Consider the following 21,328-nt stretch of genomic DNA (forward strand, 5'->3'; position numbering starts at 1 on the left):
CACCGCCCATCCGTCGGGCGGCAGCGCCCCGGCGAACGACCCGGCGGACATCGCGTCAGGCCCGGACGGCGGTGACGAGCCACGCCCGGGCATCGAACCAGACGCCGTCCTCGCGGTAGTGGTCGACGATCGCCGCGCGCAGCCGGTCGAGCGCGAGTTTCCGCTGGTCGCGGTCCAGACCGGCGAGCCGGTCGCTGGCTTCGAGCAGGCTCAGCGTCCCGTCCAGCGCGGCGTCTGGATCCTTGCCGTACCAGACGGGCTCGTGCACATCGGCCAGTTTGACTCCGGAAAAGCCGCTCCGGGCAAGGAAATCGCGGACGACCGCCGGGTCGGACAGCGAGAACGCGGCGCCCGCGGCGGGTACCGAGTCCGGAGTGATCGCCTCGTGGATCACCCTCGCCCACTCCTGGTGGCTCCGGTCCTGCCAGACGAGCTGCACCAGCCTCGCACCGGGACGCAGTGCGCGGGCGATGCCGGCGAACGCCTCGGCGGGATCGGCGAAGAACATGGTGCCGAATCGGCTCAGGCCGAGCGTGAACGTTCCCGTCGGGAAAGGAAAATTCTGTGCATCGGCCTCGACGAAGCGAACGTTGGGCACGTCGCGGGAGGCAACCCGGGCACGGGCGATCATCTCGGCGGATATGTCGACACCCAGCGCGCTGCCGCGGACCGCGCGGCGAGCGGCCGCGCGGGTGGTCTGGCCGGCGCCGCAACCGATGTCGAGGATGTGGTCGGTCGGCCGCACGTCGGCGGCTTCGCGCAAGCGTGCGTCGTAATGGCGTAATTCGCCGTCGTAGTCGAAACTCCCCATGGGAGGCGAGAGTACCCAGGATGGACAGGAGTCTCGCGGGAATGAGCGACCAGGACTGGCTGCGGCGGACGTGGAACAACGAAGCGCCGCGGTACGACCGTGACATCGCGTGGGTCGAGCGACTGCTGCTCGCGGACGGCCGGGAGTGGGTGTGCGGACAGGCGGAGGGCGAGGTGCTGGAGGTCGCCGTCGGGACCGGGCGCAACCTGCCCTGCTACCCGCCGGACGTGCGGCTGACCGGGATCGACCTGAGCCCGGCGATGCTGGACCTGGCCCGGCAGCGGGCGGCGGCGATGGGCCGCGAGATGACGCTGACCGAGGCAGACGCGGAGAAGCTGCCGTTCCCGGACCAGGCGTTCGACACCGTCGTGTGCACGCTGGGGCTGTGCGGGGTGCCGGACGAGCGGGCCGCCATCGCGGAGATGCACCGGGTGCTGCGGCCGGACGGGAGGCTGTTGCTGCTGGACCACGTCGGCAGCCACCGGTCGCCGATCCGGTTCGGGCAGCGGCTGCTGGAGAAGGTGTCCGTCTCGCTGCTCGGGGACTACCTGACGCGCCGCCCGTTGCCGCTGCTCGCCGATGCCGGGTTCGTGGTGGAACGGTCGGAGCGCAGCAAAGCCGGTGTGGTGGAACGGCTGGTCGCGCGGAAGTCCGCGGTGGACTCATGACCGGCGGTGAGCGAGGCCCGGCTGCGCGCCACCGCGCCTGCCCGGAGGCGCTCATGGACAAGCGGTGAGGCCATCTCGTGGCCGGCGTGGCGGAACTCGCCGCCGCGAGGCAGGGGGGAGCGGTCCTTCGTTCGATGTAACACGTGATACATTTCTGGGCGTGGCAGAGGTTGGTGACGGCAAGTGGCTGGTCCTCGTCGTGCGGGTGCCGTCCGCCCCATCCCGGCACCGGGTCGCGGTCTGGCGCGAGCTGCGCCGGGTCGGGGCGTTGTCGCTGGGGCAGGGCGCGTGGGCGGTGCCGGACGTACCGGGTTTCGCCGGTGGCGTCGCACGCGCGGCTGAGCTGGCGGAACGGGGCGGCGGCGAGGTGATCACGCTGGACGCGGCCGAGCGGGACGGTTCGCGGCTGCTCGAGCTCTTCACCGCGGAGCGCGAAGAGGAGTGGGCCGAGTTCCTGGCCGACTGCGGGAAGTTCGACGCGGAGATCGACAAAGAGATCCGCGTCGGCAAGTTCACCATGGCAGAGCTCGAGGAGGAGGAGCAAAGCCTTGAACGGCTGCGGCGCTGGCATCGCGATCTGAAGGCCCGAGACGTGTTCGGCGCGCCGTCCGCGGGCGACGCCGACGCGCAGCTCGCCCATTGCGCGGACCGGCTGGCCGAGTACACCGAGCGGGTCTTTCAAGCCCTGCACCAGATGTGAGGTCTGTCGTGGACAAAGGCAAGCTGCGCCCGCTGTACGCCGCCGGATTCGTGACGGCCTTCGGGGCACACAGCATCGCGGCGAGTCTGGGCGCGTACACACACGGCGAGCACGCGTCCTTGCTGACCCTGGGCCTGCTGCTGGCTGTCTACGACGGGGCTGAGGTGGTTCTCAAGCCGGTGTTCGGCTCGCTCGCCGACCGGATCGGGCCGCGACCGGTGTTGCTCGGCGGGTTGCTGGCGTTCGCGCTCGCGTCGGCGGCTTTTGTCATCGCGGGGAACCCGGCGGCGGTCGGGCTGGCGCGGTTCGGCCAGGGCGCGGCTGCCGCGGCGTTCTCCCCGGCGGCCGGGGCGCTGGTCGCGCGGCTGTCTCCCCAGAAACGGCAAGGACGGGCGTTCGGCGGGTACGGCGCGTGGAAGAGCGTCGGCTACACGCTCGGTCCGCTGCTCGGCGGAGTGCTGATCACCGTCGGCGGTTTCTCGTTGCTGTTCGGTACTTTGGCGGTGCTGGCGTTCGCAGTCGCGGCGTGGGCGGCGCTGGTCGTGCCGGCGCCGGAGGCGTTGCCCCGGGCTCGGCAGACCGTGGTGGACCTGGCGCGGCGAATCGCCGAACCGGGGTTCCTGCGCCCGACCGCCGTGCTTGCCGGGACGACTGCCGCGCTGGCCGTCGGCACCGGGTTCTTGCCGGTCGCCGGGTCGGCGAGCGGGCTGGGGACATTGGCGACCGGTGCGGCGGTTTCGGTGCTGGCGTTGTGTTCCGCGCTGGTGCAGCCGTGGGCCGGGCGGCTCCGCGACGCCGGCCGGGTCTCGGACGGACCAGGGATGGCCGGCGGACTGCTGCTGGCGGCGGCCGGGCTGGGGCTGGCCGCGCTGGTGCCGGGGCTGGCCGGGATTCTGGTCGCGGCAGTGGCGATCGGGGCCGGGGTCGGGCTGGCGACACCGCTCGGGTTCGCGCATCTCGCCGAATCGGCCCCGACGGAACGGCTCGGGCAGACCATGGGGGCGGCCGAAGTCGGCCGCGAACTGGGCGATGCGGGCGGTCCGCTGCTGGTCGGCGCGATCGCGTCGGCGGCGGTGCTCGGAGCCGGGTTCGGCGGGCTGGCGGCGGTGCTGGTCGCGGTCGGTATGGCGGTGGTGCGGGCAAAGACTCCGCTCCCGGACCGATGAGGGCCCGAAGCCGTCCGGTCAAAGGCCGCTAGCGGTCCGTGAAGGACTCCTTGAGGGAATCCAAGTCCTGGAAGGGGCCCTTCACGGACCAGCCCCCGGGCCGGGCTGTCAGCCGGTGGCGATCGCCGGATCGCTGGTTGACACATTTCCGGTCTCCGCGTGGCCCGCGAACCGCCGGACGTACTTCGCGTCGTGATCGGCCTTCACCGTGATGTCGTACCAGCCGTCCGCGACGCCCCAGTTCGGCACCGCACGCGTCGCGCCTGGTTCGAGCCGGTACTGGTACGACTTGGCCGGCGCGTAGGAGTCGACAGCGGTGAACGTGACCGCGCGGGCGGTCGGGTTGGTGAAGGTCACCGTCACGAAGCCGTGGTCGTGCCGGGCGGTCGCCTCCGGGCCGAGGCCGCCGACGGCGCCCTCCTGCTCGCGCAGCCAGCCGTTCGGGCCGAAAACCGAGTACTGGTACCAATCTCCGGCACCGGTCGGGAGTTTCCAGCTGTCGGTCAGCGACTTCCCGGCCTCGACGGTGTAAGGCCACGGGCCGTCTGAACGCATCCGGGACGTCACGTGGAACGCCGCGCCGGCGCTGCCGAAGTTGCTGAAGGTGAAGTGCATCCGGTTGTCCTTGGCGACGGTGTCGGCGGCCAAGTCGTACGGCAGCGGCCGGGCCTTCCGGGTGCCGGGTTCCTGTTTGGGCAGGGCGCCGCTCGCGGGCGGCACCGGATGGTACGTCGGCGGGGTGTGGTGGTCGGCAGGCGGCTGGTAGCCGTCGGTGCCGGGCAGCGGCGGGACGCCGTTGTCCTTGCCGGTGAAATCGAACGCAGAGGTGAGATCGCCGCAGACGGCACGGCGCCACGGCGAAACGTTCGGGTTGTGCACGCCGAAGCGTTTCTCCACGAACTGCACCAGCGAGGTGTGGTCGAAGGTCTGCGAACAGACCCAGCCGCCGGTGCTCCACGGGGACACGGCGATCAGCGGAACGCGGGGGCCGAGTCCGTACGGGACACCGGTGGCATAGCCGGCGGCGGCGCCGCTTTCGTAGAATTCCCCGGCAACGCTCACCGTCGACTGGCCCCAGCTGGCGTCGCGCGGCGGGTACGGCGGCACGACGTGGTCGAAGAAACCGTCGTTCTCGTCGTAGGTGATCAGCAGGACGGTCTTGCTCCACACCTCGGGGTTCGAGGTCAGCGCGTCGAGCGCGCCGGAGACGTACCAGGCGCCGTAATTCGCCGGCCACGCCGGGTGTTCGCAATAGGCTTCCGGGGCGACGATCCAGGACACCTGCGGCAACCGGTTCGCTTTGACGTCGGCTTCCAGCTGGTCGAAAAGACCCTCGCCGGCGCTCGCGCGGGTGCCGGTGCGGGCTTTGTCGTAGAGCGGATTGCCCGGCCCGGCGTCGCGGAACTGGTTCAGGTAAAGCAGCGAATTGTCGCCGTAGTTACCGATGTACGGGTCTTTCGTCCAGCCCCAGCCGTGGTCCTTGTCCAGCCCCTCGCCGGCGTCCTGGTAGATCTTCCAGGACACCCCGGCCTTTTCCAGGATCTCCGGGAAACTCGTCCAGCCGTACCCGGCTTCTTCGTTGCCGAGCACCGGGCCGCCGCCCTTGCCGTCATTTCCGGTCCATCCGGTATACATATAATACCGGTTCGGGTCGGTCGACGACAGCATCGAGCAGTGGTAGCTGTCGCAGACGGTGAACGCGTCGGCGAGCGCGTAGTGGAACGGGATGTCCTTGCGCGTCAGATGCGCCATCGTGGTGCGGGTTTTCGCCGGGATCCACTGGTCCCACCGGCCGCCGCTCCATGCCCGATGGGTGCCGTTCCAGTCGTGGTTGAGGTCCTCGATGAAGGTCAGGCCCAGATTGTCCTCGGCGGGCCGGAACGGCAGGGTTTCCGTTCCGGCCGCGTCGGCCTGGTGCCAGACTGGCTTGCCGTTCGGCAGCGAAACCGGCCGTGGGTCGCCGAAGCCGCGCACGCCGCGGAGAGTGCCGAAATAGTGGTCGAACGACCGATTTTCCTGCATCAGAACGACAATGTGCTCGACGTCGGCGAGCGTTCCGGTGCGGATCGCGGCGGGCACCGAGGCTGCCCGGGCGATGCTGGCCGGCAGCGCGGTTCCGGCTGCGGTGGCGGCGGCGAGCTGCATGAACCGCCGGCGGCTGACCGAGGGCATCGATGTCTCCTGGACGAAGTCGGGGACAGAGCGTTGCGAACCGGGAAGATCATCTGCGGGGCGCCCGGATCTTGTCAACCGCGTGCGGCAACCATGCCCTGCGAGGGCCTGCTTGCTGCCTGTTTCACCGTTCTGATCACCGGTGCGGTCTCCATCCGGGTGACGTCGGGCAGCACGGCGACCCGGCTGGTGAGGTAGCGGTACAGCTCGTGCTGATTCGCGCAGACGACCGTCGCGTACAGGTTGTTCGGACCGGTGGTGGCGGCCGCATAGGCGACTTCCGGGTGCGCGGCCAGTGCTTTGCCGGCTGCTTCGAGCGACGCGGGGGCGACCGAAAGCCACAGCAGGGTCCGGGCTCCGCGGCCGAACAGCCGCCAGTCGATGTCCAGGTCGAAGTACAGCACGCCGCGTTCGCGCAGCTCCGTCACGCGGCGGCGGACGGTGCTGGGGGACCGGCCGGTCGCGGCGGCGAGCTGCTCGAACCCGGCGCGGCCGTCGGCGGCCAGCGCGGCGAGCAGGTCGCGATCGCCGTCGTCGAGAGCGGCGGGGCTGGGCCGGAACGGCAGCGGCGGCGGCTTCAGCCGGGCGACCGCGGCGTCGTCGAGCGTGCCGAGTTTGGCGATCAAGCTGTCCGGTCCGCCGTAGAACGAGTGCAGCACCGAGTGCGCGGTGACGCCTTCCACCCGTGGCGTATGCGGGAGCTTGGCCAGCAGCAACGCCTCGCTGTCGGCATCGTTCTCGAGCCGGATCGCGCAGGTGATCTCGGTGCCGCCGGAGGTCAGGCTCACCCAGGTGGTGTCTGACCGGCGGGCGAGCGCTTCGGCGACCGAGCCGGCGGCGGACGGCGCGCAGCGGACGCGGAGGAACCATTCCACCGCATCAAAGGCGGTTTCGCTGACAGTGCCGATGACCCGGACCGCGCCGATGGACCGGAGCCGGGCGTAGCGACGCGCGACGGTGCGATCCGACACGCCGAGTACCTCGGCGATCGTGCTGAACGGAGCCCGAGGGTCGATCTGGAGGGCATGGACGAGCTGCCGGTCGAGGTCGTCGTAGTCGGAATCCACCGGATGCACGGTACTCCTGTCGGATTCCGCCGAGTTCCTGTCGGGTTCTCGTCGATGGCACGACACCTGGCCGAAGGTGAGGGCAACCGAGAACAGGGGAGAAGTGATGGACACCGAGGTGTTGATCGTCGGCGCGGGTCCGACCGGAATGGTGCTGGCGAACGAATTGCGGCTGGCGGGGGTGTCGTGCGTAGTGGCGGACCGGCTGCCGCGGCGCAGCGAACTGTCGAAGGCGGGCGGACTGCAGTCCCGGACGCAGCAGGCGTTCGACCAGCGCGGCCTGCTGGAACCGCTGCTGGCGACCGGCGACTACCCGCTCACCACCCCGCACTTCGCGGGCAATCCGCTGCCGCTCGTGCAGGACCGGCATCGGTTCCCGTGGCGGTCGGTTCCGCAGGTCGTCGTCGAGGGTGTGCTGGAGGAACACCTTGCCGCGCATGGGGTTGCGGTGCACCGCAACCGGGAACTGACTGAATTGGCCCAGGATCCCGCCAGCGTTCGCGCGACGTTCGCCGACGGCAGCGTGGTGCGCGCGGGCTATGCCGTCGCGGCGGACGGCGGCCGGAGCACGGTGCGGAAGCTGCTCGGGGCGGAGTTTCCCGGCCGGCCAGGCACTGAAACGGTGCTGGCCGCGGACGTCCGGCTGCGGGGAGAGCCGGCGCGGCAGACGACGATCGTGGACGGCTGCCGCGCGCAGATTTTCCCGCTGGGCACCGATCCGGCGGGCCGCCCGCTGCGGCGGCTCGCGCTGGCGACGCCGGGGAGCCCGGTGCCGCGCGACGTCCCGGTCACCGAGGACGAGATCCGCGACGGGCTGCGGACGGTCTTCGGCGACCGCGTCGAGCTGCTGGAAGTGCGGTACACGCGGCGGATCACCAACGCTGCCCGGCAGGCCGCGCAGTACCGGCACGGCCGGGTCTTCCTGGCGGGCGACGCCGCGCATGTGCACCTGCCGATCGGTGCGCAGGGGATGAACACCGGCATCCAGGACGCGCTGAACCTCGGCTGGAAGCTCGCGGCCGCGGTCCAGGGCTGGGCGCCGGACGGGCTGCTGGACACCTATCACGCGGAACGGCATCCGGTCGGCGCTGCGGTACTGCGGAATGTCCAGGCGCAGTCGCTGTTGATGGACAGCGGGAACCCGGACGTGCCGGCGGCGCGCGAGGTGCTGGCCGATCTGACGCGGCTGCCGGAGGTGCAGATCCGGCTGGACGACATGCTGTCCGGGATGGGCATTCGTTACGCGATGGCGGGCAGTGCACAGCACTCGTCGATCGGGCTTCCCGCTGCCGGGCTGGACGCCGAATTGCGCTGCGGGCGAGGCGTTTTGGCCGATCCGCACCGGGAGCTCGAGGTGCTCGCGAAGCCGTGGGCGGATCGGGTGGAACGGGTCGAGGCGGGCGCGGCGGCGATGCTGGTGCGACCGGACGGATATGTGGCGTGGGCGGGCGATCCGGAGGCGCTGGCGGCGGCGCTTTCTCGCTGGTTCGGAGATCCGGAACACTGAACTGCGCTAGCGTGGCCGCGGTGCAGAACTGGCTGACCGACACCCGGGACTCCTACAACACCGTCGCGGAGAGCTATGCCGACTGGGTGCGCGATTCGATCGGCAACAGCCCCTCGATGCGCATGACGTTGGGCTTGTTCGCCGAACTGGCCGGGAACGGCGGACCGGTCGCCGACGTCGGCTGCGGGACCGGTCAGGTCACGGCGCACCTGAACGGCCTCGGACTGGACGCGTTCGGCATCGACCTGTCGCCCGGGATGATCGAGGTGGCTCGCCGCGATCATCCCGGGCTTCGGTTCCTGGTCGGCTCGATGACCGACCTGCCGCTGCCGGACGCGGCGTTGGCCGGCCTGTTGTCCTGGTGGTCGCTGATCCACGTGCCGGACGAGGCGGTGCCCGCCGCGCTCGCGCAGTTCCGGCGGGTGCTGCGGCCGGGCGCGCCGCTGGCGATCGGGTTCCACGTCGGAGACATCTCCCGGCTGAAGACTCAGGGCTACGGCGGACACCCGATGCGGGTCTACGTCCACCGGCGGCAGCCGGCCCAGGTGTCGGCGTGGTTGCGCGAGGCCGGGTTCACGGTCGAGGCGGAATGGCTGGAACAGCCGGATTCCGAAGTGCCGCAAGCGGTCGTGTACGCGCGGAGGCCGGTCAGCTGAGTTCCGCGCCGAGCTTCGCCAGCCGCGTCCAGTGGCATATCCGTGAAGGGCCCCTTGAGGGAATCCAAGTCCCTGAAGGGGCCCTTCACGGACAGACCGGCCCACTGGCCGCCCAGGCGTCACGACAGCCCCGCGTGAGACCAGGTTTTAGCTGGCAACGCCCGGTCAGGGCTGCGATTCGCAGTTCGCGGGTTGCCCTTGCCCGCAGCCGTTGTTCGTCGTCCCGGCGAGCGTGATGTCCAGAAATGCCTGAGTCGCCGCGGTCACCGCCCCGGACCGGTGCACGAGCCACTGCGGCAGGAGTTCCGGCGGCGCGAACCGGAACACCTCCGCTCCGGCGCGGCGGGCCAGATCCGCCCAGCCGTCCGGCATCAAGCTCGCCCCGATGCCGCGCAGCACCATCGGCAGCAGCACGCTCCGGTCGCCCACCTCGGCGGCGATCGACACGTCCGGCACCGTCGCCGCGAGCCGGTCGAAGAATCCGCGCACCGCGGTCGCCGGGGCCGGGACGACGAACTGCATCCCGCTCAGCTCGGCCGGCGAGACCGCGCCGCCGGTTCCGAGCACGGTGCCCGGCGGCGCGACCAGCAGCAGCTCCTCGTCCCGGAGGTGGTGCGCGATCAGCCCTGGCCCGACCGGGCGTTCCGCGCTGCCGCACACCCCGGCCTCGCACCGGCCCTGGAGCACCATCGCGACCACCTCCGCCGCCGACAGCGCCGCCGACGTGCTCACCAGCACGCCCGGGTACCGCGTCCGCATCTTCGCGACGATGCTGATCACCGGTTCCAGCGCGGACGACGACGTAGCGGCGACATCGACCCGGCCAGCCGGTCCGTCGCCCGCCATCCGAGCCGCCGCACGCAGCGCGTCGAGGTCGCGCAAGACCAGCCGCGCGCGCTCGGTCAGCAGTTCGCCTGCGTTCGAGAGCACGGTGTTGCGCCCGGCCCGGTGGAACAGCTCGACGCCCAGCTCTTCTTCCAGCTTCGAGATCGCCCGCGACAGCGACGGCTGTGCCACCCGCAGCGCCCGCGCCGCATTGGTGAACCCGCCGTGCTCCGCGATGGCGACGAAGTACTCCAGCTGACGGCGTTCCATAGCAATACGCTATCGGACTGGTGTCCTGGATGCCTTTGACGTACTCCAGGCCAACGCGCGACGATGCAGCACATGGTCCAGACGCGTCCCACCCTGCAGGGCACCTTCGGCATGGTCTCGTCCACGCATTGGCTCGCTTCGGCGGCCGCGATGGCGGTTCTCGAGGACGGCGGCAACGCCTACGACGCCGCGGTGGCCGGCGCGTTCGTGCTGCACGTCGTCGAACCGCACCTGAACGGGCCCGGCGGCGAGGTGCCGATGATCCTCGCCCCGGCGGGCGGCGCGCCGAAGGTGCTGTGCGGACAGGGTCCCGCGCCCGCTGGGGCGACGATCGAGCATTACCGGTCGCTCGGGCTGGACTTGGTCCCGGGCACCGGCCCGCTGGCCGCGGCGGTGCCTGGCGCGGTCGAAGCGTGGCTGCTCCTGCTGCACGACCACGGCACGAAGACGCTGCGCGAGGTGCTCAAGTACGCGATTCACTACGCGGCGGACGGGCATCCGGCGGTCGAGCGGGTCGGTGCGACGGTGGAGACGGTCCGCGAGCTGTTCGAGAACGAGTGGACGACCTCGGCTGAGGTGTACCTCGCCGGCGGGACAGCGCCGAAACCGGGCGGGCTGCTGAAGAACCCCGCGCTGGCGGAGACCTGGCGACGGCTGATCGCCGAGGCCGAAGCCGCCGGGACCGACCGCGAAGCCCAGATCGAGGCGGCGCGTAAGGCGTGGCGGGAGGGGTTCGTCGCGGAAGCGCTCGCCGCGTTCGCCGCGAAACCGGCCATGGACACTTCCGGCGAACGGCACGCGGGCACGTTGACGGCGGACGATCTCGCCGCGTTCCGGCCGGCCTACGAGGACCCGGTCACGCACAGCTGGAACGGCTGGACGGTGGCGAAACCCGGGCTGTGGAGCCAAGGCCCGACGTTCCTGCAGCAGCTCGCGCTCCTGCCGGACACGCTGGACTACGCGACGCCGGACTACTACCACACGCTGATCGAGGGCACGAAGCTCGCGATGGCCGACCGCGAAGCCTGGTATGGCGACCGCGCGGAAGTGTCCGTCGAAGAGCTGCTTTCCCGCGAGTACAACGATGCGCGCCGCGAGCTGATCGGTCCGCGCGCGTCGTTCGAGCTGCGTCCGGGCAGTCCGGGCGGGCGCGTGCCGAAGCTGAGCCAGCACGCGCAGTACGTCGCGGGCGGCGGGGTCACCGCGACCGCGATCGGCGCGGGGGAGCCGACCGTCGCGAAGGACGGCGCGACCCGTGGCGACACCTGTCATCTCGACGTGGTCGACCGCTGGGGCAACATGATCGCCGCGACGCCGAGCGGCGGCTGGCTGCAGTCCAACCCGGTGGTGCCGGAGCTGGGCTTCCCGCTCGGCACCCGGCTGCAAATGGCGTGGCTCGACCCCGGCCTGCCGAACTCGCTCGCCCCGGGCAAGCGGCCGCGCACCACGCTGACCCCGTCGCTGGCACTGCGCGAGGGCGTGCCGGTGATGGCGTTCGGCACGCCCGGCGGCGACCAGCAGGACCAGTGGAACTTTCACTTCTTCCTCGCCGTGGCGCTGCGGGAGAAGGTGCGCGGCGGGCTCGACCTGCAGGGCGCGATCGACGCGCCGAACTGGCACACCGACAGCTTCCCCGGCTCGTTCTACCCGCGGGCGATGGCGGCGGGCAGCGTGACGGTGGAATCGCGGATCGGCGCGGAGGTCATTGCCGCGCTGGAAAGCCGGGGGCACGACGTGACGGTCGGCGAGCCGTGGTCGGAAGGGCGGCTGTGCGCGGTGGCGAAGGACCCGGAGACCGGCATTCTTTCCGCGGCGGCCAATCCGCGCGGAGAACAGGGGTACGCGGCCGGCCGGTGACCGCCTGTCCGTGAGGGGCCCGTTGGGGGAATCCGAGTCCGTGAGGGGCCCGTTGGGGGAATCCAGGTCCGTGAGAGGCCCCTTGAGGGAATCCAAGTCCGGCGAGGGGCCCTTCACGGACAGGCGGACCTGGCGCTGCCCGGGCTGGGGCGGGCGTCAGCGGGTGACGGAAGCGGCGGAATCCGTGTAGCGGGCGCGCAGTTCGCGTTTGAGCAGCTTCCCGGTGGCGTTGCGCGGCAGCTCGGCGACCACCTCGACCCGGTGCGGGCATTTGAACGCGGCGATCCGCTCGCGGCAGTAAGCGATCACTTCGTCCTGGTCCAGCGACGCTCCTTCGTCCGGGACCACGACCGCGACGACGGTCTCGCCCCATCTCGGGTCCGGGGCGCCGATCACCGCGACGTCGGCGATGCCCGGATGCCGGTAGAGCACCTGCTCGACCTCGATCGGGTAGACGTTCTCGCCGCCGGAAATGATCATGTCCTTCTTGCGGTCGACCAGTGTGACGAAACCGTCGGAGTCGCTGCGGGCCAGGTCGCCGGAGTGGAACCAGCCGCCGCGCATCGTTTCCGCGCTGGCTGAGGGCAGGCCCCAGTACCCGGCGAAGACGTTCGGGCCGCGCAACACCAGTTCGCCGACTTCGCCGACCTCCACCTCGTCGTCGCGCTCGTCCACGATGCGTGCTTCGACGTGCAGGAACGGCCGCCCGACCGACCCGGCGTGCGAGCGCACGAAGGCCGATTCCAGCACCAATGCGGCAGGGGAGAGCTCGGTCATCCCGAAACCCTCCACAAAGGTCAGTCCCTTGCCCTCGTAGAACTCGATCACCGGCAGCGGGCAGGGCGCGCCGCCGCAGAGGAGATAACGCAGCTCGGAAAGGTCGTAGGAATCGAAGTCCGGCACCTGCGACATCGCGGCCCACATCGCCGGTACCATGAAATGCACGGTGACCTTTTCCCGCTCCAGCAATGCGAGTGTCTGTCGCGGATCGAATTTGCTCGCGACCGCCACCGTGCCGCCCGCGTACAGCAGCGGAAGCGTGAACAGCGACAGCCCGCCGATGTGGAAGAGCGGCGCGACGGCGAGCGAGCGGTCGGACGGCAGCAGGCCCTCGCCCGCGGTGAGTATGTTGACTGCGTTCGCCTCCAGGTTGCCGTGCGTGAGCATGGCTCCCTTGGGGCGGCCGGTGGTGCCGGAGGTATACATCAGCACCGCGACCTCGTCCGGCCCGGTGGGGACGAGTTCCGCCCGCTCGGCGCTGCCGAGATCTCGCGCGTTGATCAGGATCTGGCCGGTGGCCGCTTCCTGCGCGAGCCCGGTGAACAGGTCGTCGTGGACGAGCACGACTGGTCGCGCGTCGTCGAGAAGGAACCGGATTTCGCCCGCGGCGAGCCGAAAGTTCACCGGCAGCGTGATCGCGCCGAGCCAGGCGGCCGCGAAAAGCGTTTCGAGATAGTCAGTGGAGTTCAGCGCCAGCAACGCGACCCGGTCGCCCTTGCGCACGCCGAGTCCGTGCAGTGCCGCGGCCCGGCCCGCGACCCGGTCCGCCAGCTCGGCGTAGCTGATGCGTTCGCCGGTGTCGGCGTCGATCAGCGCCACCGACTCCGGGTTCACCTTGCTGCGCCGGACAATCCACTGCGCCAAGCTCGCTGCCATGCCGAGACTCCTTCGTCCGCGGGGACCGGCTACGAAGGTAACCGTACGGACGGTCAGTGGTCAAACCTCGGCTACAGTGGAGCGATGGTGCGCAAGAGCCGAGCGGGAGAAATCCTCGAGACGTTCACCCGATGCGTGGCCGAACGCGGATACGACGCGGCGAACTTCTCCGACATCGCCGGCGAGCTCGGCCTGTCGAAGGGCACGATCGTGCACCACTACGGCACGAAGGACCGCCTGCTCGCCTCGGCGCACGAGTCGTACCTGCGCCGCCGGCTGGCCGAAGCCGCGCTGATCCGCGACCGGCTCGCCACGCCGACGCAGCAGCTGGCCGGGCTGCTGTACGCGTTCGTGCTGTATCAGGTGGTGGACCGGGAAGCGACCGTCGCGTTCCAGCGCGAGATCGTCCGGCTGGCCGGCCATGAGGCGATGGCCGAGGGGCGCCGGCTGCGCGCGGACTACCTCGGCTTGGTGCGGTCGGTCCTGGCCGACGGCGTGGCGTCGGGCGAGTTCCGGCCGTGCGACATCGAAGTGCAGAGCCTGCTGATCTTCGGGTCGGCGCAGTGGGCGTGGACGTGGTTCGACCCGGACGGCCCGGTGTCGGCGGAGCAGGTGGGCGCGCAGCTGGTCGACTTGGTCCTGGGCGGGCTGGCGGTGCGGAGGTCCCGGCTGAGCGGACTGACGGCGGTGGACGGGAAGGTGGCGAGCACGGTTCGGCAGTCCATTGAGGACGTTTCCGTCATGCAGTCGGATTCGTAATTTGTCTTCGCGCTTGATTCGATAACCGAAGCTACTGAAAAAGGATTTTCTTTTTTCCTCTTTCCTGGAATATTCCGTCGCAGGGTGCTTGCGTCGTCGGTGCGGAAAGCTGGGTCGCCGGTGAATAGGGTGGTCATCGGGGAGTACAGTCCAGCCGGGGAGAGGGAACGAGGGGGTCTAGGTGAATGACGGCGCTCGCGCGGCGGAAGTCGTGCGATTCTGGCGGATGGTCGAAATGTTCACGCCGCAGGACGTGCCGAAAAGGCCGAATTCGTGGCCGAAGCCGAAGGCCGACCAGCACGTGCTCGACCTCCGCCCGGGTGACCTGGCACCGTGGCAAGAGGGGCACTGGATCCGGCGAGTCGAGCTGAGGCAGGGGATGACCTGGCAGTTCACCGTTTACGGTGGGCTGTACGAGCTTTCGGCGGTGCGGGACGAGCTGGTGCGGGTGTTCGGCCGCGACGCCAAGGAGCCTGACGGCCGACTTGATGGGCGCACTGCGTTGCTGGCGTTCACGGTCGACGATGAGGGCGGGCTCGTGGAGAACTCCGCGACGCTCTCCGCGTGCGCGTGGGCGATCAGCCGCACGCACTCGCCTGGTTCCTCGTCGCGTGGCTGGCTCGACGGGTTCGAGAAGGAGTCGCGCGAGTTCGCCCGGCAACTGGACCAGCTAGTCCCTCCGTCTGCGCGGAAGGAGTCGCCTGAGGGCGTCGCCGCGGAGGGTGGGACGGTGGCGGCGAAGGTGAAGCGTGCCGCTGCAGACCAGGTCAAGAACGCGGCGACAGAGGCGCTGAAAGCCGGCGCGAAGTCGACCGGCGCCGCGGTGACCACTGCGGCGGCCGCGGCGGTGGGGTCGCTGGCGGGGCCGGTTGTCGGCGGGATCGCGGGCAGCGTGGCCGGTACGTTCGCGGAGAAGGTCCTCACCCCGCGCAAGCGAGAGCAGGCCGCGGCGAACGGCTCCGCCGGCGCGGCGGAAGAGGACGGTGTGTCCGGCGGCTGGCCGTGCCTGACCGTAGACGACGTGCACCGGTTGGTGTCGGCGCTGACCAGCGAACTGGGCCTCCGCGCGCTGAAGCCGTCCGGAGTACGGGTGAAATGCACTCAGGTGTCGGTGCGAGCGGCGGCGGAGGCGGGGGAGCAGAACTTCCTCAACAGCTTCATCGCGAACGACCTCGGCCAGATCGAGAAGGACCTCCGCAGCGGGAACGCGGGTGCCGGGCTCGTCCAGTACCTGACGGATCCGCATGCCGCGCCGCCGGTCGGCCGGATCGACGTGCGGGCCGAACCAGCGGCCGTCGCCCAGGGCGTTTCGCCCCGCGACATCCCGACCGGCCGATGGCCAACCGACGTCACGAAACCGCTGGTGTTGAGCCAGCAGTTCGCCGTCAACCGGATCTTCGCCGATCTCGACGGACGGGACGGGCTCTTTGCGGTCAACGGCCCGCCTGGCACGGGCAAGACGACGATGTTGCGCGACGTCCTCGCCGCGATCGTCGTCCGCCGTGCCGAGCAGCTCACCGCGTTGCACCACCCAGTCGACGGGTTTACCCGGCAGGTCGGCTCCGTCGCTCTGAACTCCAAGCACACCGCATACGTCTTCGGCGTGCGGCCGGAACTGGCCGGTTCCGAGATCGTCCTCGCTACCGCGAACAACACGGCGGCGGAGAACGTCACCGCAGAGATCCCGGGGGTGAACGCAGTTCGCGGCGCGCTGGACGAAGCGCTGGAAGCTGACTACTTCGCCGATCTCGCGTCCCACATTCTCGACGCCCCGGCGTGGGGGCTGCTGGCGGCGACGCTCGGCAACAAGAACAATCGTCGTCAGTTCGCCAGCAGGTTCTGGTGGGGAGACGGCAAGAGCCAGGCAGGCACCTCGGAGGGGAACGGCAAACCGGAGCCGCAGAAGAAACCCGTCGGGATGCGGGAAATCCTGCTGCAGGCGCAGCGGAAGCCGGAAACAGCGGCAGACTGGGCGGGCGCGGTCAAGCGGTTCAAGGACGCGGCGGCCGAGGTTGCGCGCCTGACAGCGGAGCGTCAGGAAGTCGCCGACGCGGTCGCCGCACACTCACAGTGCCGAGCGGCTCGGGACAAGGCATCCGACCAGGTCGTCGCGGCTACCCAGCGGCGCGAGCACGCGCGGGGCCAGCTCGGCGTCGTCGAGCAGCACCTGGCGAGCGCGCAGACCGCGTTCGCGGAGGCGGATGTCGAGTCCGCGCGCCATGCCATGCGGCAGCCGGGGTTCTGGGTGCAATTGTCTACTCTGTTCAAGGCTGGCCGGGTTTGGGCGAGCGCCGATCGTGATCTCAATGCGAAGCGCACGGCGGCCAAGCAGGAGCGAGATCGGATCCGGCGGGCCGTCGGCGGGTGGCAGACGGAACTGTCCGAGGCTACCGAGGCCCGGCAGTCCGCGGTCCAGGCGCGCGATGAAGCCGAACGAGTATTCGTCGACGTGTGCGCGCGGATCGCCGCCGGCCGCGCTCGCTGGCCTGGCGCAGTGCCGTTCCTGCCGGACTTCGACGACGACGACTTTCAGCGGTGCGCGCCCTGGGCCGACCACGAATTCACCTCGGCCCGCAACCGACTTTTTCTCGAAGCGCTGCGCCTGCATAAGAAGTTCGTGCTCGGCGCGGAACCACGCCTGCGCGACAATTTGGCCGCGATCGAGGCGTATCTCAAGGGCCGGGTCAAGCCTGAACCGGCTGCCCTGCTGGCCGCATGGCAAGCCTTGTTCCTGGTAGTTCCGGTTGTGTCAACGACGTTCGCGTCGCTGCCGAGGCTGCTGGCTGGCCTCGGCCGGGAAGCTCTCGGCTGGTTGTTCATCGACGAGGCGGGGCAGGCGACTCCGCAGGAGGCCGTGGGCGGAATCTGGCGTGCCCGGCGATCGGTGATCGTGGGCGACCCACGCCAGCTGGAGCCGATCGTTTCGCTGCCGTCGTCCGCGCAGGAGGTGCTTCGCCGTCACTGCCGGGTCGACCTGCTCTGGTCCCCGGACACCGCGTCGGCGCAGCAGGTCGCTGACCGGACCGCACGGTACGGCACTGAGCTGGCGGACGCGGACGGTAGCGGAACTGCCTGGGTGGGCGCGCCGCTGCGGGTGCACCGTCGATGCGATCGGCTGATGTTCGGGATCTCCAACGACATCGCTTATGGCGGTACGCTGATGGTGTACGGAACGCGCCACGATGGTGAGTTCCCTGGGCGCAACCGCTGGATCCACGTGCCTTCGGGCGCGTCGGACGAGCATTGGCTGCCAGCGGAAGGGGACGCGCTGACCGAACTGCTCCAGGAACTCTCCAGCGACGGCGTCGCGGCCGCTGCCATCCGGGTGGCCAGCCCGTTCCGTGCCGTCGTGCGCGGGGCGCGGACGGTCGGCAGGAGGGTGCTGGGGGAGGAGTTCGCTGCGAAGAACGTCGGCACGGTGCATACCATGCAGGGCCAGGAATCCGATGTGGTCGTCCTGGTCCTGGGAACCGCGGCCCACCGGGAGCGTGCTCGCGAATGGGCCGCGGAGAAGCCAAATCTGCTCAACGTTGCGGTTTCGCGGGCCAAACGGCGGCTGTATGTGATCGGAGACCGGCAGAACTGGCGAACCCTGCCCTACTTCAGCGTTCTCGCTGAACGGCTTCCCGGCGGCGAACAGTGACCGGCCAGATTACCGGATCCGCAACCGCCGCATCAGCTTCAACCCGGACAACATCCCTTCCACGTACTTCTCGTACTTCTGCCCCGGCCGAGGGCTCATCACCGGCTTCTTCAGCACCGCGAGGTTCTGCACGTTGGTGTACTTCAGCAATCCCTGATCGCCGTGCCGTGCCCCGACTCCGGACGTCTTCACCCCGCCGGACGGCGTTCCCTTGGCGGCATACGCCGTCGCCAGGCTGTCGTTCACATTGACGTTGCCGGTCTCCAGCCGTGCCGCGACCGCGCCCGCCGCGCGGAGGTCTCGGCCCCACACCGACGCGTTGAGTCCGTAGTCGGTGTCATTCGCCAGCTCGACGGCGTCGTCGACGGTCCGGTACCGGTGCAGCGCCACCACCGGGCCGAAGGTTTCCGTGACACCGCAGAGCATGTCCTTGGTGACCCCCTCCAAAATGGTCGGTTCGAAGAACGCCGGGCCGAGATCTGGCCGGGCCGTGCCACCGCACAGCACGGTGGCGCCCTTGGCGACCGCGTCGTCCACATGGGACTTGACGCGCTTCATGTGGTCCACCGAAACCAGCGAGCCCATTTCCGGGCCGAAGTCGTAGGACGCTCGCACGTCCAGGGCTTTCGCTTTGGCCACGAACGCTTCCTTGAACTCGTTGTAGCGCGAGTCCGGCAGATAGATCCGCTCGATGTGCATGCAGATCTGGCCGGTGTTGCCGAACGCGCCGAACACCGCGCCCTGCACCGTGGCCGCGAAATCGGCGTCCGGCAGCACGATCATCGGGTTCTTGCCGCCGAGTTCGAGGCAGCAGCCGATCAGGTTGCGGCCGGCCTGTTCGCCGATCACCTTGCCGGTCGCGGTGGAGCCGGTGAACATCACGTAGTCCGCGGCCCCGATCAGGGTCGGGCCGACATCCGGGCCCTCGCCGCAGACGACCTGGAAAAGGCCCTTCGGCAGACCGGCTTCCTCCAGCAATTGCACGCCGTACAGCGGCGAAAGAGCGGTTTTGTTGTCCGGTTTGAGCACCACCGCGTTGCCCGCCATCAGTGCCGGGACCGCGTCGGACATGCCGGTGGCGAACGGGAAATTCCACGGCGCGATGATGCCGACCACGCCCTTGGGCACCCGGATCTCGGTGGACGACGACACCACTGGCACCGGTCCGCCGCGCCGGGTCGGGGCGAGCAGCTTCGGCGCGCGGCGCAGGTAGTGGCTCATCACCATCGGCGGGTCGCAGGTTTCCTCGATCGCCATCCGCCGGTTCTTGCCGCTTTCGACCTGGATCAGGTCGGCGATCGTCGTCGCGCGTTCGATGAACAGCGCGTGTGCGCGCCGGAACACCGCCAGTCGTTGCTTGACAGGCAGCGCCGCCCAGTTGGCCTGTGCAGCGCGCGCGGCGGCGAACGCCTGCTCGATGTCGGCTGGCGTCGACTGCGGCAGCTCCACCAGCACGTCGCCGGTGTACACCTCGGCCAGCGGCCAGGTGGCGCCTCCGGAGCCCGGCACCCGCGCGACAAGCTGGCGGAGGAACGCGTCGGTCGCCGACGCCGGGCGGGTGGGCCGGACCGGGGTGAGGGTCATCGTTCTCGCGCTCCCGTCAGTTGCCGGAAAGGACCAGCTGCGCGCCCATTTCGCCGATCATGATGCAGGGCGCGTTGGTGTTGCCGCCGGTGATCGACGGCATGATCGAGGCGTCGCAGACGCGCAGCCCGTCGACGCCGCGGACCTTCAGGTCCGGGCTGACGACCGCCAGCTCGTCCACGCCCATCCGGCAGGTGCCGACGCCGTGGTAGACCGACGTCGCGCGGTTGAGGATCGCATCGCGCAGTTCCTGGCCGCGCACGTCCCGGCCGGGGTGGATCTCCTCGTTGACGGAGCCCTTGAACGCCTTCGACGCGAAGATCTCGCGGACCATCTCGGACCCCTCGCCGAGCAGTTCCAGGTCGGCCGGGTCGGAGAGGTACTGGAAGTCGATCCGAGGGGTGGCCGCCGGGTCGGTCGAGGAGAGCCGGATCGTGCCGCGGCTCTTCGGGTAGATCAGCGTGGTCAGGACGGTCAGCGCGGGCCGCTTGTCGACCGGGTGCCGGACCGGCGCGTCCTGATTCGGCGAGACGTACGCCCAGGGCAGCAGGTGCAGCTGAAGATCGGGCACGGCGCCGGCCTGCGAGGTCTTGAGGAACGCGAGGGCTTCGAAGACCGAGTTGGCGAGGAACGTCGAACCCGGCCGGAGCAGCTCGCGGGCCAGCCCGCGGGCGAAGTACGGCGCGGTGCCCCGGTTGGTGCACGACGACACCTGGAACGTCAGCGCGTGGAACATGTGGTCGTGCAGGTTGTCGCCGACCGGCAGATCCGCGACGACGTCGATGCCGTGTTCCTTGAGGTGCTCGGCGTGCCCGACCCCGGACAGCATCAGCAGCTGCGCCGACCCGACGAACCCGGCGGAAAGGATGACCTCCTTGCCGGCCCGCACGACCCGGCGCCGCCCGTCGGCGTCGGAGACCTCGACGCCGGTCGCGCGCCCGTTCTCGATCAGCACTTTCCGCACCATGACGCGGGATTGGATCTCGAGCGTCGGGGGAGCGAGGTGGTGCAGGTACCCGCGCGAGGCGCTGTAGCGAAGCCCGTCCGCCGCGTTCTGCTGCATCCGGCTGACGCCTTCCTGCGACGCCCCGTTGTAGTCGTCGATGATGTCGCAGCCGATCGCGTCGGCCGTCGCGTCGAGGAACTGGAGGGTGCCTTCCTGCGGAATCTTGTTGCGGGTGATCTTGATCGGCCCGCCCGCGCCGCGGAACGCGTTCTCGCCGTCCTCGAAGTCCTCCATGCGCTTGTACGCGGCGTTGACGCTGTCCGCGTCCCAGCCGGTGTTGCCCTCGGCCGCCCAGGAGTCGAAATTCGCCCGGTTGCCGCGGACGTAGACCATGCCGTTGACCGAACTGGATCCGCCGAGCACCTTCCCGCGCGGCACCGGCATCCGTCGATCGAGAACGTGTTTCTGCGGGACGGAGTAGAAGCCCCAGTCGACTGTTTTCTTGAGCTGAGGCACCGCGTGCAACGGGGCGACCATGCCCGGTTTGCGGAGCAGCAGCTGGTTGTCGGTGCGGCCCGCTTCGAGCACGATCACGCTGGCCCCGGACTCGGCGAGGCGTCCGGCCACGGCTGCTCCCGAGCTGCCCGACCCGACGACGACGTAGTCGGCTTCGTTGCTCCGGGCTGCCCTGCTCGCCATGTCCGCTCCTCGTCCGACCGGTGCCGAAACTATAACCTGTTCTAGTTCGGTCACGGTATCGGGTCGCTGGTGGAAGCGCAATGTCTTCGCTCCCCGGAACGACCGTGAGGGGCCCTTGCGGGACTTGGATTCCGGCAACGGGCCCTTCACGGACGCGATGCCGGACACACCAGTCCTCCGGTCGATTGACGACGGTAAGGGGCCGCCGTACCGTTCCTTCCGCGCGACGGCTTCCCGAAGCCGGTGGGATTCCGGCACGGTCGCGCCACTGTGTGCCCTTAACCGGGCGAGTCAGGTCGAGGAGCCGTCGTCAGGTCCACCCGCAAGGGACGCGTCATCCCG

15 protein-coding genes and 1 riboswitch are annotated in these 21,328 nt (G+C 69.9%); of the genes, 8 read left to right on the top strand and 7 right to left on the bottom strand.

The window, feature by feature from the left end:
* Nucleotides 1-55: 55 nt before the first annotated feature.
* Complete coding sequence (locus tag AMYBE_RS0106980; protein ID WP_020658637.1) at nt 56-811, bottom strand: class I SAM-dependent methyltransferase; 756 nt, start codon at nt 809-811, stop codon at nt 56-58.
* Between the two features lie 41 nt (nt 812-852).
* Between AMYBE_RS0106980 and AMYBE_RS0106985 the strand changes: the two genes are divergently transcribed.
* From AMYBE_RS0106985 to AMYBE_RS0106995, 3 genes are all read left to right on the top strand, one after another.
* Complete coding sequence (locus AMYBE_RS0106985; protein WP_020658638.1) at nt 853-1,479, top strand: class I SAM-dependent methyltransferase; 627 nt, start codon at nt 853-855, stop codon at nt 1,477-1,479.
* A gap of 160 nt (nt 1,480-1,639) precedes the next feature.
* Entirely contained in the window at nt 1,640-2,179 is a 540-nt protein-coding gene (locus AMYBE_RS0106990; RefSeq protein WP_020658639.1) for a Chromate resistance protein ChrB, read from the top strand.
* An 8-nt stretch (nt 2,180-2,187) separates the two neighbouring features.
* Nucleotides 2,188-3,345 (top strand): MFS transporter, encoded by a 1,158-nt coding sequence (locus tag AMYBE_RS0106995; protein WP_020658640.1) that lies wholly within the window; start codon nt 2,188-2,190, stop codon nt 3,343-3,345.
* Between the two features lie 108 nt (nt 3,346-3,453).
* Here AMYBE_RS0106995 and AMYBE_RS0107000 read toward each other — a convergent pair whose 3' ends face one another.
* The gene (locus tag AMYBE_RS0107000; RefSeq protein WP_020658641.1) at nt 3,454-5,517 is read right to left on the bottom strand and encodes a phosphocholine-specific phospholipase C; all 2,064 of its coding nucleotides are present in this window, start codon (nt 5,515-5,517) and stop codon (nt 3,454-3,456) included.
* 74 nt (nt 5,518-5,591) lie between these two features.
* Nucleotides 5,592-6,584 (bottom strand): Lrp/AsnC family transcriptional regulator, encoded by a 993-nt coding sequence (locus AMYBE_RS0107005; RefSeq protein WP_027927442.1) that lies wholly within the window; start codon nt 6,582-6,584, stop codon nt 5,592-5,594.
* 106 nt (nt 6,585-6,690) lie between these two features.
* Here AMYBE_RS0107005 and AMYBE_RS0107010 point away from each other — a divergent pair, with 106 nt between their 5' ends.
* Both AMYBE_RS0107010 and AMYBE_RS0107015 read left to right on the top strand, forming a co-directional pair.
* Nucleotides 6,691-8,091 (top strand): FAD-dependent monooxygenase, encoded by a 1,401-nt coding sequence (locus tag AMYBE_RS0107010; RefSeq protein ID WP_020658643.1) that lies wholly within the window; start codon nt 6,691-6,693, stop codon nt 8,089-8,091.
* An 11-nt stretch (nt 8,092-8,102) separates the two neighbouring features.
* Nucleotides 8,103-8,747, top strand: coding sequence for a class I SAM-dependent methyltransferase (locus tag AMYBE_RS0107015; protein WP_020658644.1), 645 nt, complete (start codon nt 8,103-8,105; stop codon nt 8,745-8,747).
* Between the two features lie 165 nt (nt 8,748-8,912).
* Here AMYBE_RS0107015 and AMYBE_RS0107020 read toward each other — a convergent pair whose 3' ends face one another.
* On the bottom strand, nt 8,913-9,842 hold the full coding sequence (locus AMYBE_RS0107020; RefSeq protein ID WP_020658645.1) for a LysR family transcriptional regulator: 930 nt from the start codon (nt 9,840-9,842) through the stop codon (nt 8,913-8,915).
* A 72-nt stretch (nt 9,843-9,914) separates the two neighbouring features.
* On the opposite strand from AMYBE_RS0107020, the gene AMYBE_RS0107025 reads away from it, so the two are divergent.
* Nucleotides 9,915-11,699: a gamma-glutamyltransferase family protein gene (locus tag AMYBE_RS0107025; protein WP_020658646.1), complete on the top strand. Its 1,785-nt coding sequence runs from the start codon at nt 9,915-9,917 to the stop codon at nt 11,697-11,699.
* A 156-nt stretch (nt 11,700-11,855) separates the two neighbouring features.
* Here the strand turns inward: AMYBE_RS0107025 and AMYBE_RS0107030 are convergent, their stop codons facing one another.
* The gene (locus AMYBE_RS0107030; protein WP_020658647.1) at nt 11,856-13,355 is read right to left on the bottom strand and encodes an acyl-CoA synthetase; all 1,500 of its coding nucleotides are present in this window, start codon (nt 13,353-13,355) and stop codon (nt 11,856-11,858) included.
* Nucleotides 13,356-13,439: 84 nt separating this feature from the next.
* Between AMYBE_RS0107030 and AMYBE_RS0107035 the strand changes: the two genes are divergently transcribed.
* On the top strand, nt 13,440-14,114 hold the full coding sequence (locus AMYBE_RS0107035) for a TetR/AcrR family transcriptional regulator (RefSeq protein WP_020658648.1): 675 nt from the start codon (nt 13,440-13,442) through the stop codon (nt 14,112-14,114).
* Between the two features lie 181 nt (nt 14,115-14,295).
* On the top strand, nt 14,296-17,757 hold the full coding sequence (locus AMYBE_RS41010) for a DEAD/DEAH box helicase (protein ID WP_020658649.1): 3,462 nt from the start codon (nt 14,296-14,298) through the stop codon (nt 17,755-17,757).
* 9 nt (nt 17,758-17,766) lie between these two features.
* On the opposite strand, the gene AMYBE_RS0107045 is transcribed toward AMYBE_RS41010, so the two are convergent.
* Entirely contained in the window at nt 17,767-19,341 is a 1,575-nt protein-coding gene (locus tag AMYBE_RS0107045; protein WP_020658650.1) for a succinic semialdehyde dehydrogenase, read from the bottom strand.
* A 16-nt stretch (nt 19,342-19,357) separates the two neighbouring features.
* Nucleotides 19,358-20,986, bottom strand: coding sequence for a GMC family oxidoreductase (locus AMYBE_RS0107050; RefSeq protein WP_020658651.1), 1,629 nt, complete (start codon nt 20,984-20,986; stop codon nt 19,358-19,360).
* Nucleotides 20,987-21,196: 210 nt separating this feature from the next.
* Nucleotides 21,197-21,309, top strand: a riboswitch (cobalamin riboswitch).
* Nucleotides 21,310-21,328: the final 19 nt, after the last annotated feature.

The organism is Amycolatopsis benzoatilytica AK 16/65 (assembly GCF_000383915.1).
In the GTDB taxonomy this organism is placed as follows: Bacteria; Actinomycetota; Actinomycetes; order Mycobacteriales; family Pseudonocardiaceae; genus Amycolatopsis; species Amycolatopsis benzoatilytica.

Coding starts and splice junctions, on each gene's coding strand:
- AMYBE_RS0106985 (WP_020658638.1), top strand. CDS start 853: ATGAGCGACCAGGACTGGCTGCGGCGGACGTGGAACAACGAAGCGCCG.
- AMYBE_RS0107000 (WP_020658641.1), bottom strand. CDS start 5,517: ATGCCCTCGGTCAGCCGCCGGCGGTTCATGCAGCTCGCCGCCGCCACC.
- AMYBE_RS0107020 (WP_020658645.1), bottom strand. CDS start 9,842: ATGGAACGCCGTCAGCTGGAGTACTTCGTCGCCATCGCGGAGCACGGC.
- AMYBE_RS0107010 (WP_020658643.1), top strand. CDS start 6,691: ATGGACACCGAGGTGTTGATCGTCGGCGCGGGTCCGACCGGAATGGTG.
- AMYBE_RS0107035 (WP_020658648.1), top strand. CDS start 13,440: ATGGTGCGCAAGAGCCGAGCGGGAGAAATCCTCGAGACGTTCACCCGA.
- AMYBE_RS0107025 (WP_020658646.1), top strand. CDS start 9,915: ATGGTCCAGACGCGTCCCACCCTGCAGGGCACCTTCGGCATGGTCTCG.
- AMYBE_RS0106980 (WP_020658637.1), bottom strand. CDS start 811: ATGGGGAGTTTCGACTACGACGGCGAATTACGCCATTACGACGCACGC.
- AMYBE_RS0107050 (WP_020658651.1), bottom strand. CDS start 20,986: ATGGCGAGCAGGGCAGCCCGGAGCAACGAAGCCGACTACGTCGTCGTC.
- AMYBE_RS0107045 (WP_020658650.1), bottom strand. CDS start 19,341: ATGACCCTCACCCCGGTCCGGCCCACCCGCCCGGCGTCGGCGACCGAC.
- AMYBE_RS0107030 (WP_020658647.1), bottom strand. CDS start 13,355: ATGGCAGCGAGCTTGGCGCAGTGGATTGTCCGGCGCAGCAAGGTGAAC.